Source organism: Streptomyces sp. NPDC050287, assembly GCF_044459385.1.
Lineage (GTDB): Bacteria > Actinomycetota > Actinomycetes > Streptomycetales > Streptomycetaceae > Streptomyces.
In genome coordinates this window covers 190,413-204,267 of record NZ_JBITIY010000012.1, presented here as the reverse complement: position 1 = coordinate 204,267, position 13,855 = coordinate 190,413, and the positions used below count along the sequence as shown (strand labels likewise).

The 13,855-nt window shown below is 69.8% G+C and carries 6 protein-coding genes; 4 read left to right on the top strand and 2 right to left on the bottom strand.

Annotated features, from left to right (window positions below):
- Positions 1 to 77 precede the first annotated feature (77 nt).
- Positions 78 to 6,740 (top strand): SDR family NAD(P)-dependent oxidoreductase, encoded by a 6,663-nt coding sequence (locus ACIBK3_RS34980; protein ID WP_399371619.1) that lies wholly within the window; start codon positions 78 to 80, stop codon positions 6,738 to 6,740.
- Positions 6,741 to 6,997: 257 nt separating this feature from the next.
- Here the strand turns inward: ACIBK3_RS34980 and ccrA are convergent, their stop codons facing one another.
- On the bottom strand, positions 6,998 to 8,338 hold the full coding sequence (gene ccrA, locus ACIBK3_RS34975) for a crotonyl-CoA carboxylase/reductase (RefSeq protein WP_399371618.1): 1,341 nt from the start codon (positions 8,336 to 8,338) through the stop codon (positions 6,998 to 7,000).
- Positions 8,339 to 8,910: 572 nt separating this feature from the next.
- Here ccrA and ACIBK3_RS34970 point away from each other — a divergent pair.
- Both ACIBK3_RS34970 and ACIBK3_RS34965 read left to right on the top strand, forming a co-directional pair.
- Positions 8,911 to 9,927, top strand: a complete 1,017-nt coding sequence (locus ACIBK3_RS34970; RefSeq protein WP_399371617.1) for an alpha/beta hydrolase — start codon at positions 8,911 to 8,913, stop codon at positions 9,925 to 9,927.
- A 92-nt stretch (positions 9,928 to 10,019) separates the two neighbouring features.
- The gene (locus ACIBK3_RS34965) at positions 10,020 to 11,261 is read left to right on the top strand and encodes a glycosyltransferase (RefSeq protein ID WP_399371616.1); all 1,242 of its coding nucleotides are present in this window, start codon (positions 10,020 to 10,022) and stop codon (positions 11,259 to 11,261) included.
- A gap of 376 nt (positions 11,262 to 11,637) precedes the next feature.
- Here the strand turns inward: ACIBK3_RS34965 and ACIBK3_RS34960 are convergent, their stop codons facing one another.
- Entirely contained in the window at positions 11,638 to 12,300 is a 663-nt protein-coding gene (locus tag ACIBK3_RS34960; RefSeq protein WP_399371614.1) for a histidine phosphatase family protein, read from the bottom strand.
- A 232-nt stretch (positions 12,301 to 12,532) separates the two neighbouring features.
- On the opposite strand from ACIBK3_RS34960, the gene ACIBK3_RS34955 reads away from it, so the two are divergent.
- Positions 12,533 to 13,654 carry an FAD-dependent oxidoreductase gene (locus ACIBK3_RS34955; protein WP_399371612.1) on the top strand — a complete coding sequence of 374 codons (1,122 nt, stop codon included), beginning with the start codon at positions 12,533 to 12,535 and terminating at the stop codon, positions 13,652 to 13,654.
- The last annotated feature ends 201 nt before the right edge of the window (positions 13,655 to 13,855 follow it).

Sequence of the window (13,855 nt, the reverse complement as noted above, 5' to 3'; positions counted from 1 at the left end):
AGCCGACGAGAACGGAGCACGCGTCTCCCCCGGGATCACCGGGTACCGAGACGCCGACCGCCGCCGAGGTTCGCTCCATGCTGCGTCGTCTGGTCGCGGATCTGTGCGGCGTACCCGGCGACGAACTCGACGGCGAACGTCCCCTGACCGAGTACGGACTGACCTCACGCGACGCGGTCGGTCTCAGTGGACGGCTGGAACAGCTGCTCGACAGGACACTCCCCGCCACCCTGGTGTGGGAGAACCCGAGCATCGAGCAACTGGTCCGCAGCCTGGCGTCAGGAGACCCGAGAGGACAGAACACCCGCACCCCGACCGCGGCCGAGCAAACCGACGCCACCGACCACACCAGCGTCGACGCGGTCGCGGTGATCGGTGCCGGATGCCGTCTCCCCGGCGGCGTCAGCGGACCTGACGCCTTCTGGGACGGGCTGCTCGCCGGTGCGGACGCAGTGGGCCAAGTCCCGGAAGACCGCTGGCAGCTCTTCGACGACGGGGCGTCCGAGACCGCGGCAGTACTGGCACGCACCACTCGCTGGGGCGCTTTCCTGGATGACATCGAGGGCTTCGACGCGGACTTCTTCGGGATCACGCCCGGAGAAGCCGACGTCATGGACCCCCAGCAACGACTCCTGCTCGAAGTGGGATACGAGGCCCTCGATCACGCGGGAATCCCGCTCTCGGCCCTCCAAGGCAGCGCCACCGGCATGTTCGTCGGTCTCAGCGCGCTCGAGTACGGACATCTGACCACAGCCGACCTGTCAGGGGTCACGCCGTGGACGAGTACCGGGGCGGCAGGCAGCATCGCCGCGAACCGCATGTCGTACCTGCTCGACCTGCGCGGCCCCAGCATGACGATCGACACCGCCTGTTCCTCGTCCCTGGTCGCCGTGCACCAGGCATGCCGCAGTCTCCGCGACGGGGAATGCGACACCGCTCTGGCCGCTGGGGTCAACGTGCTGCTCTCGCCGGCCATCACCGCCAACTTCGACCAGGTCGGAGCGCTGGCACCGGACGGCAGATGCAAGCCGTTCGACGCGAGGGCCGACGGCATCGTGCGCGGGGAGGGATGCGGCGTCGTCGTCCTCAAACGGCTCGCCGACGCCCAGCGCGACGGCGACAGGATTCTGGCCGTCATCCGCGGAACGGCGGTCAACTCGGACGGCCGCTCGGCCGGGCTCATGGCACCCAATCCGGTCGCCCAGGAGGCGGTGCTGCGCAGCGCTCTGCGTGATGCCGGCGTGGATGCGGCCGACATCGGTTACGTCGAGACCCATGGCACCGGAACGCTGCTGGGCGACCCCATCGAGGCAGGAGCCCTGGGTGCCGTCCTGGGCCGTGGCCGCCCGGCCGACCGACCGCTGCTGATCGGCTCGGTCAAGAGCAACCTTGGACATCTCGAGGGCGCGGCGGGGATCGTCGGCCTGATCAAGACGGTGCTCTCGCTTCACCACGGAAAGCTGCCTGCCAGCCTCCACTTCCACAGCCCCAACCCGCACATCGACTTCGCGGAACTCGGCCTGCGCGTCGTCGCTGAGCCCACTCCCTGGCCGACCGGACGCGGGCGCCTGGCTCTGGCCGGTGTATCGGCCTTCGGCTTCGGAGGCACCAACGCCCATGCCGTCCTCGAACAGGCGCCTCGGCCGGCTCCGTTGCCCGCCGAGACGCCCCGCCGCGTCCGCCGGGGCACCATGGCCGTGCGGGAGCAAACCCCCGAGGGCGTGCCGCACATCCTGGTGGTCACCGCACGTTCACAGGACAGGCTCGGCGACGTCGCCACCGGTCTCGCCCAGTGGCTGAACGCACAGGGCGGTGCTCTGTCGCTCACCGACGTCTGCCACACGCTGGCACACCGGCGCCGGGGACCGGCAGGCGCAGCCGTCATCGGCCGGGGGCTGCACGACCTCACCGCAGCACTCGTAGCGCTCGCCAAGGGCGAAACACCGACGTGCGTCGTGCCCCCACGGACGGCACCGGCGTCCGAAGCCGACCGGAGGACGCCACGCCGACCGGTTCTGGTCTTCTCCGGCTACGGCTCCCAGTGGACCGGGATGGGCCGCCGGCTGGCGCGCGAAGATCCCGTCTTCGCCGCTGCCGTAGGCGAACTGGACCCGGTCTTCGAGGCGGAGACGGGCACCTCCCTGACGGACCAGATCTCCCGCACGGACCAGGGAGCGAGCGTCGACCGCACACAGCCGCTCCTCTTCGGCCTGCAACTCGCCCTGGCCCAGGCGTTGCGCGCCTACGGTGTCGAACCCGCCGCTGTCATCGGACACTCGATGGGAGAAGTGACCGCGGCCGTGTTCGCCGGCGCTCTCGACACCCGCGACGGCCTGCGGGTGATCCTCGCCCGGTCCACCCGGCTCGCGGCCATCGACCAGGAGCAAGCCGGCGCCATGGCTGCCGTGGAGCTGCCGGAGGAAGCCCGCGCGAAGGTCCTCGGCCGCTACCCGGATGTCGGCATCGCGGTGTACGCCTCGCCGCAGCGGTGCACGGTCACGGGTCCCGGTGGACCGATCGCCCGTATCGTCGACGAGGTCGAGGCGCAGGGGCGACTCGCCCGCCTCCTCCCCGTCGGCGGCGCCGGACATTCACCGGCAGTCGATCCGGTCCTTCCAGCGCTGCGCGCCGCCCTCGACGGCATCAGCCCGCACACCGCGACCATCCCCTGGTACGGGACGGTCCTCGACGACCCGCGCGCCGACGTCCGCGCGGACGCGGACTACTGGTGCGCCAACGCCCGCCGGCCCGTTCGCTTCCAGCAGGCGGTGGCCGCCGCCGCCGACGACGGCCACGACCTCTTCCTGGAGATCTCACCGCACCCCATTGCTCTCGTCCCGATCACCGAGACGCTTGACGCGGTGGCCCCGGGGCACGGTCGCGTGCTGCCGACCCTTCGCCGCGACAGCGATGAAAGCGTGCACCTGCGCACCGCGCTCGCGGAACTCCACCTGGCGGGAGTGGAGGGTCCGGCCCGACAACTGTGGCCGGGCGGCGAGCGGGTGACCGTGCCGAGCCCTCCCTGGCGTCATGTCCCTCACTGGTTCCGTCGCGGCACCCCGGCGACGCGGCCGTCCCGTGCGGGCGGCCACTCCCTGCTGGGTGTGCGGGTGGAGGATCCCGGCACCGGCCGTGTCCTGTGGCACGGGGACATCGGCACCCACGGCTGGGACCAGCAGCCGGGCATACTGCACGGCAGGCGCGTTCTGACGCTGCCCGCGTGCGCGGAACTCGTGATCGCGGCGGCAACCGCCACGAGCCCCACGGACATCGATGCGGTACGCGTCGAGAACCTGGCGGTTCACCATTGGCTGCCGATCTCTGCCGGCACACCTGTCACGACCGTCTGGGAGCCGCAGGGACGCGATCAGGCAACCGTCGGCATCCACTCTCGATCCGCCTCCGGCGCCTGGCTGTGCCATGCCTCGGCCCGTGTTCTCACCAAACCCGAACCACTGACGCCTCGGGAACCGGGAGGTACCGCTGCCTTCGAGGTCGGCTTGCCCGTCCCCGCCGCCGAGGAACACGCACCGGACCTACGACCGCACGGACAGCTCCTCCACGCCGTCCTGCACGCACCGGCCCGTCGGGGCCGCACGGACAGCGAGGCAGCTGGGACGCACTCCGCACCGTCCGCAACGGAAGACGTTCCGGTCTCCGTCGGGTCGCTGCAGGTACGGCTGCAGGCTCCTGCCCCTGCCGAATGCCGGGTCCAGTGCCTGCCGCGTACCGGCGAATCGGCCACCGGGGACGCCGCCGGCCGATCGCCCCGTAGCGGAGTGTGGGACCTGCACGCGCAGGACGCCGGTGGACGCGAGTTCATCGTGGCCCACGAGATGCGGCTGAGGGCCATCGGGCCGGGCGAGGTCCCGAAGCCGCTCGAAGAAGCCACCTTTGAGATCGAGTGGGAGAAAGCACCTGTCTCCCTCCCCTCTCCCCCGACCCACGTCCTCCTGGTGACGGACCGGTCCGACAGCAGCACGAACCCCCATGCCACGCCCCTCAAGTCGGCACTCCAGGAACAAGGCGTTGAGGTCGCGGTCGCGGACTGCCGGGCTGATTCCTTCGACGGCCTGCTGGACGCTTGGCGCGCAGAGACACACAACGGGCGAGCCGCCCTGGTCATGCTCCTGACGGACGGCACCGAACCGCCCGGAGCGTGTCGCGAGCTTCACGCCGCCGCGTACGTCGCCCGCCGTCTGGCCGCCGATCCGCGGCAACTGTCGGTTCCCCGGCTGTGGCTCGTGACCGAGCGTGCCCAGTCAGTAGTTCCTCACGAGACGGGGAACCCCGACCTGGCCTCTCTGCGCGGTCTCGTGCGCGTATTGGCCCTCGAGCATCCCGCTCTGCGTACCACTCTTGTGGACATCGACCTGCAGCCCGGTCTCGTCGACGACCTGGCTCAGGAACTGCTCTGCGACGGCGATGCCGACGAGGTCGCCTGGCGCGGGGGTACCCGCTTCGTTGCCCGACTGGCTGCCGCGGATCCGGATGACGCATCCGTCAGAGTGCCCTTCGCCCGTCCCGACGGCGCCTACATCGTGACGGGCGGACTGACCGGCCTCGGCCTGGTGACGGCGCGACGGCTGGCCGAGCAGGGCGCCGGCCGCATCGTCCTGAACGGCCGGCGTGCCCCGGGCCCCGCGACGCAGGCCGTCCTCACCGAACTCGGCGAGCTCGGCACCTCTTTCGTCGTGGTGCGGGGAGACGTCGCTCAACCCGGTGTGGCCGCGCGGCTGGTCGAGGCGGCCCTGTCCGAAGGACATTCCCTGTGCGGGGTCGCGCACGCCGCGGCGGTACTCCACGACCGCATCATCACGGGCCTGTCATCGTCCGACATCGACAGGGTCGTCCGGCCGAAGGTCACCGGAGCCCTCCAGTTGGAGGCGGCCACGGCCGGGCACGCTCTCGACTGGTGGCTGGCGTTCAGCTCCGCCGCCGCGCTCTTCGGATCCCCCGGGCAGGCTGCCTACGCGGCTGCCAACGCGTGGCTGGATGCTCATGCCCGCCGCCGCCGGGCCGTCGGCCTGCCGGCGACCGCCATCGCGTGGGGCCCCTGGGCCGAGGTGGGCGCGGCAACGCTGAAACCCGCCGTGAACTCCGCCCTGGCTCTTGAACCCATCACCCTGACCGAAGGAATGGAGGCCCTCCAGGCCCTCGCCACCCGGGGCAGGACGCACACCGGCGTGGTGCATCTGGACATCCGCCGGGCACTGGAAGCCTTCCCCGGACTGGACGCGGTCCCGTTCTTCGCGGGAGTTCTGACCGGCAGTGGTCTCCCCGACGACTGGGACGGCCCGGGGCGCATCCAGGCGCTCGGCGAGGCAGCCCCCGCCAAGGTCTACGAACGTCTCGTCAGGCGTACGGCCGCCGTCATGGGACGCGCGGCCCAGGACCTGGACGAGAACACGCCGCTGACCGACCTCGGCCTCGACTCCCTCATGACCGTGCGGATCCAGAACGTCGCCAAGCAGGACTTCGGGGTGGCGTTGCCCGCTCCTCTCCTTCTGCGGGGTGCCAGTCTTCGCGCCCTCGGTGACGCGGTGCTGCGGGAGCTGGGTCTGGTGCGGACCGATCCGTGCGACGCGACGGCAGGCGAACAACCGGAGGACACCGGGCGGGAGGGCGTCAGCGCCGGGGCGAGCCCGGCGCTGCCGTCCACGCTCGATCCTCGCGATGCCGCGGAACGCCTGGTGGCCGGCGTCTGGAGCGAGATCCTCGGACGACGGCCGGCGGACGTCAACCAGGACTTCATCGCCGCCGGTGGTGACCGGCGCACCGCTCATGACCTGGTGGAGGGCATCCGTCGGCGCCTGGATGCCACCGCCCCGGGTCTCACCGCGGAGCGTGTTCTCGCCCACCCCACCGTCGCCACCCTCGCGGAGCTGATCCGGCCCGAGATGAACGGAACCGGCGAGTCCGTGCTGCGTGTCCTGCGCGACGTCCAGCCCGGCACGCACCGCCCCGCCCTGTTCACCTTTCACCCCGCCGGCGGTCCGACATCGGTCTACCGGCCACTCGTCCAACTGCTTCCGGCCACGCAGCCGGTGTACGGATTCGACCGCGTGGACTCCCTTGGGACGATGGAGGAGAAGGCCGCCCACTACATCGGTCTCATCCGGGAACTCCAGCCGCAGGACCCGTACCACTTGCTGGGCTGGTCCTTCGGCGGCTGCCTCGCCTACGAGGTTGCCCGCCAGCTCCGTGAGACGGGCAGCACCGTGGGCTTCCTCGGCCTCATCGACACCATCCTGCCGGCAGCTCTGCCGGGGCTGGAATCCGAGGAGATGCTCATCGAACGGTTCGGGCGCTTCGCCGAGTACATCGAGAAGACGTACGGGCGCAGACTCGACCTGCCCTACGAGGAACTGGCTGCCACGCTTGACGAGCAGCAGATCGACGTGGTCATGCGGCTCGTTGCCGAAGCCGGCCTCGACATGAGCCCGGGAATCATGGAGCACCAGCGAACGTCCTACATCGACGCGCGCGTGGGAGAGCGGTACGAGCCTCAGCGGTATCCGGGTCACATCGTGCTCTATCGCGCCCAGGAGGCACAGCCGCTGACCACGGCCCTCGACCCCCGCTACGTGCGCAGCGAGGCAGACCTCGGATGGGCGCCGTTGTGCCCGTCGCTCGAGGTCGTACCCGTCCCCGGTGACCACCTGTCGCTCATCGACCCGCCTCATGTCGAGGTCATCGCGCAGCACCTCACCAAAGCCCTCGAAGGACACGGCGACTGACAGGCGCGGCGAGCGACCGGTCTCGGGGCGATCGGCCGGCCCGCCCGCGGCCGGTCAACCGGCTTCCTCCGTGCTGTCGGAACGCGAGGAGGCATCCGTGCCTGGCCGGTGCCGCATCAGGCACTACACACACCTCGGTCGACGTGTGCCCGAACGCTTCAGTCCGCTGTCGGCCGTCTCCCGCCGAGGAGCAGGAGGCCGGGTGCCACCGTTCACCGGCCGCCCCGGCCACCTCCCGAAATCACATGAACCCGACGCTACGAAACCCAGGTCGGCTCACTGTGGAAGGCGCGCAGACGGTCCTCGCCCACTCGCGCCCTGGCCTGCGGGTCCGTCACCCCCAGCCCCGGGCGCGGAGCGAGACACAGAACACCCACCTTGCCGATGTGCTGATTGGTCTGAACACTCCTGACGGCCGTCGCGACCTCATCCAGGGTGTACGTCATCGACAGGGCCGGCAGCAAACGGCCCATGCTGAACAACCGGTTGACCTCCCACTGCTCATGCAGGTTTGCCCCGTGACTCCCGATGATCCTCTTGAGCCGCATCCACAAGTAGCGGTTGTCATAGGTGTGCTGGTATCCGGTACTGGAACCGCAGGTGACCACCGTCCCTCCGCGTCTGGCGAGAAAGACCGAGGCTCCGAATGTCTTCTCGCCGACGTGCTCGAAGACAATGTGCGGGTCGTCACCCACCGCGTCACGCACAGCGGTGCCCAGCTTCTTCCAACCCTCCGGCCGCTGCAGCAGGGTGGAGTCACCCTCGTCGATCTCCGAGCGGTTGATGACAGCCTCGCATCCGAGGGACCGCAACAGGTCGGCCTTCTTGCGGGAGTTCACCACGCCGACCGGAATGCCGCCTCCGTTGCGGACGAGCTGAACCGCGTAGGATCCGAGCCCGCCGGTCGCACCCCAGATCAGCACCACATCGCCCTGCTTCATCTGCGCGCCGCGATCGCTGACCAGCATGCGGTACGCCGTGCCGGCACACAGGGGATTGGCGGCCGCCTCTTCCCAGGTGAGCAGTGCCGGCTTGGGCATCAGCTGGCTGGCCCGCACGATCGCGTAGTGCGCCAGTCCGCCGAAGTTCGTTTCGAAACCCCACGCCTTCTGTCCGTGGCCGAGCATGCCGTCCCGGTGTGTTTCGTGGTCCTGGTCGTCGACGTACGCTGTCGCCACCACCACCTGGTCTCCGACCCTCCACTTGCGCACGGACGACCCCGTGCGCACGATGACGCCCGAGGCGTCCGACCCCACGACGTGGTAGGGGAGGTCGTGGCGCCGCTCCCACCCGCCGGCCTTTCCCATCTGTTTCAGAAACTGGAACGTCGGCAGCGGCTCGAACATCGCGGTCCACACGGTGTTGTAGTTGACGGAGCTCGCCATCACCGCGATCAGCGCTTCGTCCGGAGCCAGTTCGGGCATCGGGACCCGGTCCACGGACAGGGACTTGCGCACGTCCTTGTCGTCGGTGTCCTGGAACATCTGGATGTCCGCCAGACGCACCGTCGCCGCGGGGAACTGTTCGGGCAGGGGCAGCTTCTCCAGCGTGGCCCCGTCGGCACCCGCGATGACGGCTTCGGACATGGTCGTGCTCATCGAGTTCTCCCCATTTCCCGGGCTGCGTGAGCTGCCCTTCAGTTCGCCGGCTGATGGTCCCCGCCACTTGTACAAAGCAAGCTGCCTGCTTCGTCGCGCCGCAACCGCACAGTCCCTCATCTGACTCTCGTCCGCGAGGAAAACCCAGGTCAGCAACGGGTGGAACGGCATGCGCGCCGGTGCGCGAAGGGCGTAACGGCATGCCGGAGGACCGACCAGGTGTGGGGCGGAAGGCCGGAGCCTCGGTCGGAACGACGGTCACACGCGACGCGGCAGACGTCCGCCCTCTCCAGCCGACCCAGCGTGACAGTTGATCGTATTTACATAAGAACGGTGTGTCGGCTGGTATTCGATAGTCGATCTCGGCACGGTATGCACGTGTATGTCGATATTGCTCCTGATTCCCGCTGGTACAGAGAGCTTCGCTGCCGCCTCCAGGACACGACCGTCGAGCCTCTTCAGAAGGCATCGCGGCATCGAACGCGTTGCGCACGCAGCTCATCTCGTCGCAGCAGACCGGGACGCAGGAGGCCAAGACCCCCAGACATGCGGCCCGAGGAGTCACACAGCCCATGCCATCTGCCCGAACCACGTTCACCAGCCGGACACGCCTCACCGGCTGCTCGCTCCTGGCCTGTCTCCTGATCCTCACACCGCTGTACGGCACCGGGGCAGCCGCGGCCGGCAACGGCGCGGAGCAAGGGTCCCGGTCGGCCGACACCGGCGCCCGGATCACGGCCGTCCGCCAACTCGACGCCCGCACTCTGGACATGACCGTCCGGTCACGGGCCATGCGAAGCTCCGTACGGGTCCGCGTCATCCTCCCCAAAAGCTGGAGGAGCGAGCGGAGACGCACGTTCCCCGTGCTCTACATGCTGCACGGCGGGGAGGACGACTACACCTCCTGGACGCGCGAGACGGACGTCGAGGCACTGGCGGAGAACTCCGAGGTTCTTGTCGTGATGCCCGACGGAGGCAAACACGGCTACTACTCCGACTGGTACGCCGGCAGGCCTCGCTGGGAGACGTTCCACACCGTCGAACTGGTCCGGCTCATGGAGAGGCAGTTCCGCGCGAACTCGTCCCGTGCCGTCGTCGGCCTGTCCATGGGGGGCTTCGGCGCGCTCAACTACGCGGCGCGTCACCCGGGAATGTTCCAGTACGTGGCGTCCATGAGTTCGTACGTCGACCTCGACGAACCCTCCGTGCGTTTCCTGCTCGGGCTCACTTCCGCCATGGAGGGCACCGACCTCAAACAGGTCTGGGGCGACCCGAAGGAACACGACGACATCTGGCAGGCTCACAACCCGGCCGCCAGGCCACGCGCCTTCCTCGGCACGAGAGTGCACCTGTCCGCGGGAGACGGAACGCCCGGACCGATGGACGAGGGCCATCCACTCCCGGTCATCCTGGCGGGCTCGGCAGCCGAAACAGCACTTCCGGCATCGGTGAGGAAATTCGCCGAGTCGCTCCACTCGGCCGGCGTCGATGTCTCGACGGACCTCTACGAGCCCGGGACGCATTCCTGGCCCTACTGGCAGCGTGAACTGCACGAGATCTGGCCCACGATGATGGAGGAACTCTCGTAACGACCCCGGCCCTCCTCCGTGGGCGGGACGCGCTGTCCGCCTCACGGTCGTCCCGGCGGGGCGGTACGCGTACGACCAGGATCGAGGGAGGCATGGGCCGAACAGTAGTGATCTTCGCCGCAGGGTCGCGTGGGGACGTCCAGCCGTGCGTGGCCCTGGGCAGGGCACTGACCCGCCAGGGCGATGCCGTCCGTCTGCTTGCCAGTACCCGCTACCAGCAACTGATCACCGCGGCGGGACTGGAGTTCCGCTCTCTCCCGGCGGACCCCAGCGAGATCATCGACTCTCCCGAAGGGCAGGAACTGCTGGCCGGCCGACGCAACCCGGTGGCCTTCGTCCGCGGCATCGACCGGATCATGCGGCCACTGTTCTCCCGCTTGCTCGCACAGACCCAGGCGGGTGCGGAGGGAGCCGATCTCGTCCTGGCGCCCACGTTCGGTCTCCTCGGAGTCCACCTGAGCCAGTATCTGCGCATCCCGCACGCGATCATCCACTTCCAGCCCAGCCAGCCCACGGGAGCTTTCCCCCACCCGTTCACGCCGGCCGCGCGACTCCTTGGTTCGTTCGGAAACCGCCTCAGCTTCGAGGCGGTCGACCTGGGATCGTGGCTGGTGTGCCGTCGGTTCATCAACACGTGGCGCAGGGAGGACCTCGGCCTTCCCGCCCTGTCCCCCCTCGGCCCTCGCCGCCGAGTCCGCCGGGCCTTGGTGCTGTGTGCGTTCAGCCCCACCGTCGTACCCCGGCCGCCCGACTGGGGACCCAACGTCCACATGACCGGCTTCTGGCACCACGAACAGCCGCTGTGGAAACCGCCCCGGCGCCTGCTCGGCTTCCTGGACGACGGACCGCCGCCCGTGTACGTGGGCTTCGGCAGCATGCGGACCAGCGACCCCGAGGCCACCGACCGCGTCGTACGCGCCGCACTGCGACGCGCGGGACTGCGTGGAGTCCTGGCCGGAGACCCTTCCACGAGTGATGACGACATGCTCGTGGTCGAAGACACGCCCCACAGTTGGCTGTTCCCCCGTATGGCGGCGGTGGTCCACCACGGCGGTGCGGGCACCACTGCCTCGGCACTGCGTTCCGGAGTGCCGTCCCTGGTCTGCCCTTTCTTCGGCGACCAGCCCTACTGGGCCGACCGGGTCCACAGCCTCGGAGTGGGGCCGAAGCCCTTGCCGTCCCGGCAGTTCACCGTCTCCGCTCTCGCCGACCGCCTGCGAGCTGTCAGCGGGGACAGCGGCCATGCCGAGGCGGCCCGTCGGCTGGGCCGTGCACTGACAGCCGAGGACGGGGTCGGGCGTGCCTGCCACATCCTGAACCAGCTTGTTCGGTAATCCCGTTTTCTGGCCCCCAGGGAGCGCGCCGAACGAGGTGGCGGGCGAGTTCACGCAGGTGCCGTGAGCGGCAACTCGACTTCGGTGAGCGTGCCGTGGACGCGAAGCGGGCGTGACGGGCCGGCCGCCCAAGGGCCGCACTTGGGGCCGAAGCGCATCACCCGGAGAGTCAAAGTGCCCGGTCGCAGCCGGGGACGGACCTGGGTGGCCGGGCTGCTGTGCTACCGACCCGGCCTGCCCGCCCGCCTGTGCTACCGGCTGCACCTCGCCCGCCTGCTGTCTCCTCTCGAAGGCCGGGGGCTGTCGACTCGCAGGCCGCCACGTGTCCACAGGGGCGGCGCGGCAGCCAGGTTGAGCAGGAAGAGAAAGCAGCCCTTCAGCGACCGGGAGCGGCCGCGCCGGCCGGGCCACTGTCCTCAGGGAAATCTCCTTCCGGGCCGAGCGGGAGTCCCTCCCACAGAAGGACCTGCCAGCCGGGGTCCGGCGAGCCGGAGAGTACGACGACGCCGGTGTTGCCCAGCGGGTGGCTGGACGCGTACGCCACATCGACGTTGGCTGCTCGGGCTGACACCCACATCCGGATCATCGCGCCGTGACTGACCATGGCCACCGTCTCCGCCCCTGTTCCCACTGCCTCGGCGACCACAGCATCGAAGCGGTCCAGGGCCTCCACGCCGTTCTCGCCGCCGGGCATCCTGCGGCCGGTGTCGCCTTCGGACCAGGCGAAGACGGTGGAGAGGTAGACGGCGGCAGCGTCGTCGTCGCCACGCATCTCCAGCTCTCCGGCAGCCAGCTCCCTGATCCCGTCCCGGACCTGGACCTCCAGCCCCATCGCGGCGGCCAGAGGAGCTGCCGTCAGCTGGGTGCGCACCAGTGTGGAGGCGTACAGGGCATCGATCTGCTCCGCCGCCAGAGCCTGCGGCAGCGCGGCAGCCTGCTCCTGTCCCAGCGGTGTCAGCGTCGGCCCCGGTGCCTCGGTGTCCAACAAGTGCTTGACGTTGGACGGAGTCTGGCCATGGCGTATGAGCAGCAGACGCATACGGGATTACCTCCACAGGGCGGAACAAGTCGCTCCACTCTGCCACCACTGGTTGGGGACTCAACCAGTGGGCGTGGCCACCTGACAGCCCGCTGATCCGCGGTGTCGGTGGCATGTCGGAGCACTGTCGGGGCTGTCGGTCGGGTGTCGGTGGCTCGTCGGTGGGCGCTGGCACCTTTCCAGAGGCAGCCGGCCGGAGCTCACCGGGCGGCCCGATCCCGAAGGAGCCACCATGCACACCTCGGTCACGATCATCGGCGCCGGACTCGGCGGACTCACGCTGGCCCGCGTCCTGCACGTCCACGGCATACCGGTCACGGTGTACGAGGCGGAGTCCTCCCCCTCGGCGCGCGCGCAGGGCGGATTGCTCGACATCCACGACTACAACGGGCAGCTCGCACTCAAGGCGGCCGGGCTGATGGACGAGTTCCACGCCATCGTTCTGGAGGGGCGCCAGGCGGTGCGGGTCCTCGACCGGGACGGGACGGTCCTGTTCGATCAAGCCGACGACGGTACGGGCGGACGCCCCGAGGTGCAGCGCGGCGACCTGCGGCAGGTCCTGCTCGACTCACTCCCGGCAGGCACCGTGCGGTGGGGGCACAAGGTCAGCCGCACCCGTGCCCTCGGCGGGGGCCGCCACGAGGTGACGTTCGCCGACGGCGGCACGGTCGTCACCAGCGTGCTGGTCGGCGCGGACGGCGCGTGGTCACGGGTCCGGCCGCTGCTGTCCACCGCCACACCCGAGTACATCGGTAAATCGGTCGTCGAGACCTACCTGTTCGACGCCGGCATCCGGCACCCGGCCGCCGCGAAAGCGGTCGGCGGCGGCATGCTGATCGCTCCTTCACCGGGCCGGGAAATCTTCGCTCACCGGGAAAAGGACGACACTCTGCACGCCTACGTGGGGCTGTCCGAGCCGCAGGACTGGTTCGCCGCCATCGATTTCGCCGATGCCGCCGCGGCCACCGCGCGGATCGCGCAGGAATTCGACGGCTGGGCACCGGAGCTCACCGCGCTGATCACCGACAGCGATGTCGCGCCGGTCCTGCGCTCCCTCTACGCTCTGCCGACCGGGCACCGGTGGGACCGGGTGCCGGGGGTGACTCTGCTCGGCGACGCCGCCCACCTCGCGGCTCCCAACGGCGAGGGCGCCAACCTGGCCATGCTCGACGGCGCCGAACTCGGTGAAGCCCTTGCCGCGCACCCCGACGACATCGAGACGGCGCTCACCGATTACGAGGAGGCCATGTTCACCCGCAGCGCCGAGACCGTCGCAGACGAGATGCCCGGGATCGACTCCGCCGACAACACAGCCCACGGCCTGATCGACCGGTTCCATGAGAAGGGCCAATGAGCCACCCAAGCCCCGAACTGCTGCCGCACAGCGGCCGAAGCTGATCCAGTCACGCGCCGGCGTTCGAGGAGGCTGCTGCCCCACCTGACGCCGCCGCTCTGACGGCGGCGCAGCGGGGCGGCCCCGGCCGACGCGCGAGGAGCACCAGCGGCGCCCGATCCCCTCGTCCGCCACCCGGGACCTGTCCCACCCACTTCCCTT

Bases quoted from the DNA above. Each gene is read 5' to 3' on its own strand.
- ACIBK3_RS34980 (WP_399371619.1), top strand. From the start codon at position 78: ATGCTGCGTCGTCTGGTCGCGGATCTGTGCGGCGTACCCGGCGACGAA.
- ccrA (WP_399371618.1), bottom strand. From the start codon at position 8,338: ATGAGCACGACCATGTCCGAAGCCGTCATCGCGGGTGCCGACGGGGCC.
- ACIBK3_RS34970 (WP_399371617.1), top strand. From the start codon at position 8,911: ATGCCATCTGCCCGAACCACGTTCACCAGCCGGACACGCCTCACCGGC.
- ACIBK3_RS34965 (WP_399371616.1), top strand. From the start codon at position 10,020: ATGGGCCGAACAGTAGTGATCTTCGCCGCAGGGTCGCGTGGGGACGTC.
- ACIBK3_RS34960 (WP_399371614.1), bottom strand. From the start codon at position 12,300: ATGCGTCTGCTGCTCATACGCCATGGCCAGACTCCGTCCAACGTCAAG.
- ACIBK3_RS34955 (WP_399371612.1), top strand. From the start codon at position 12,533: ATGCACACCTCGGTCACGATCATCGGCGCCGGACTCGGCGGACTCACG.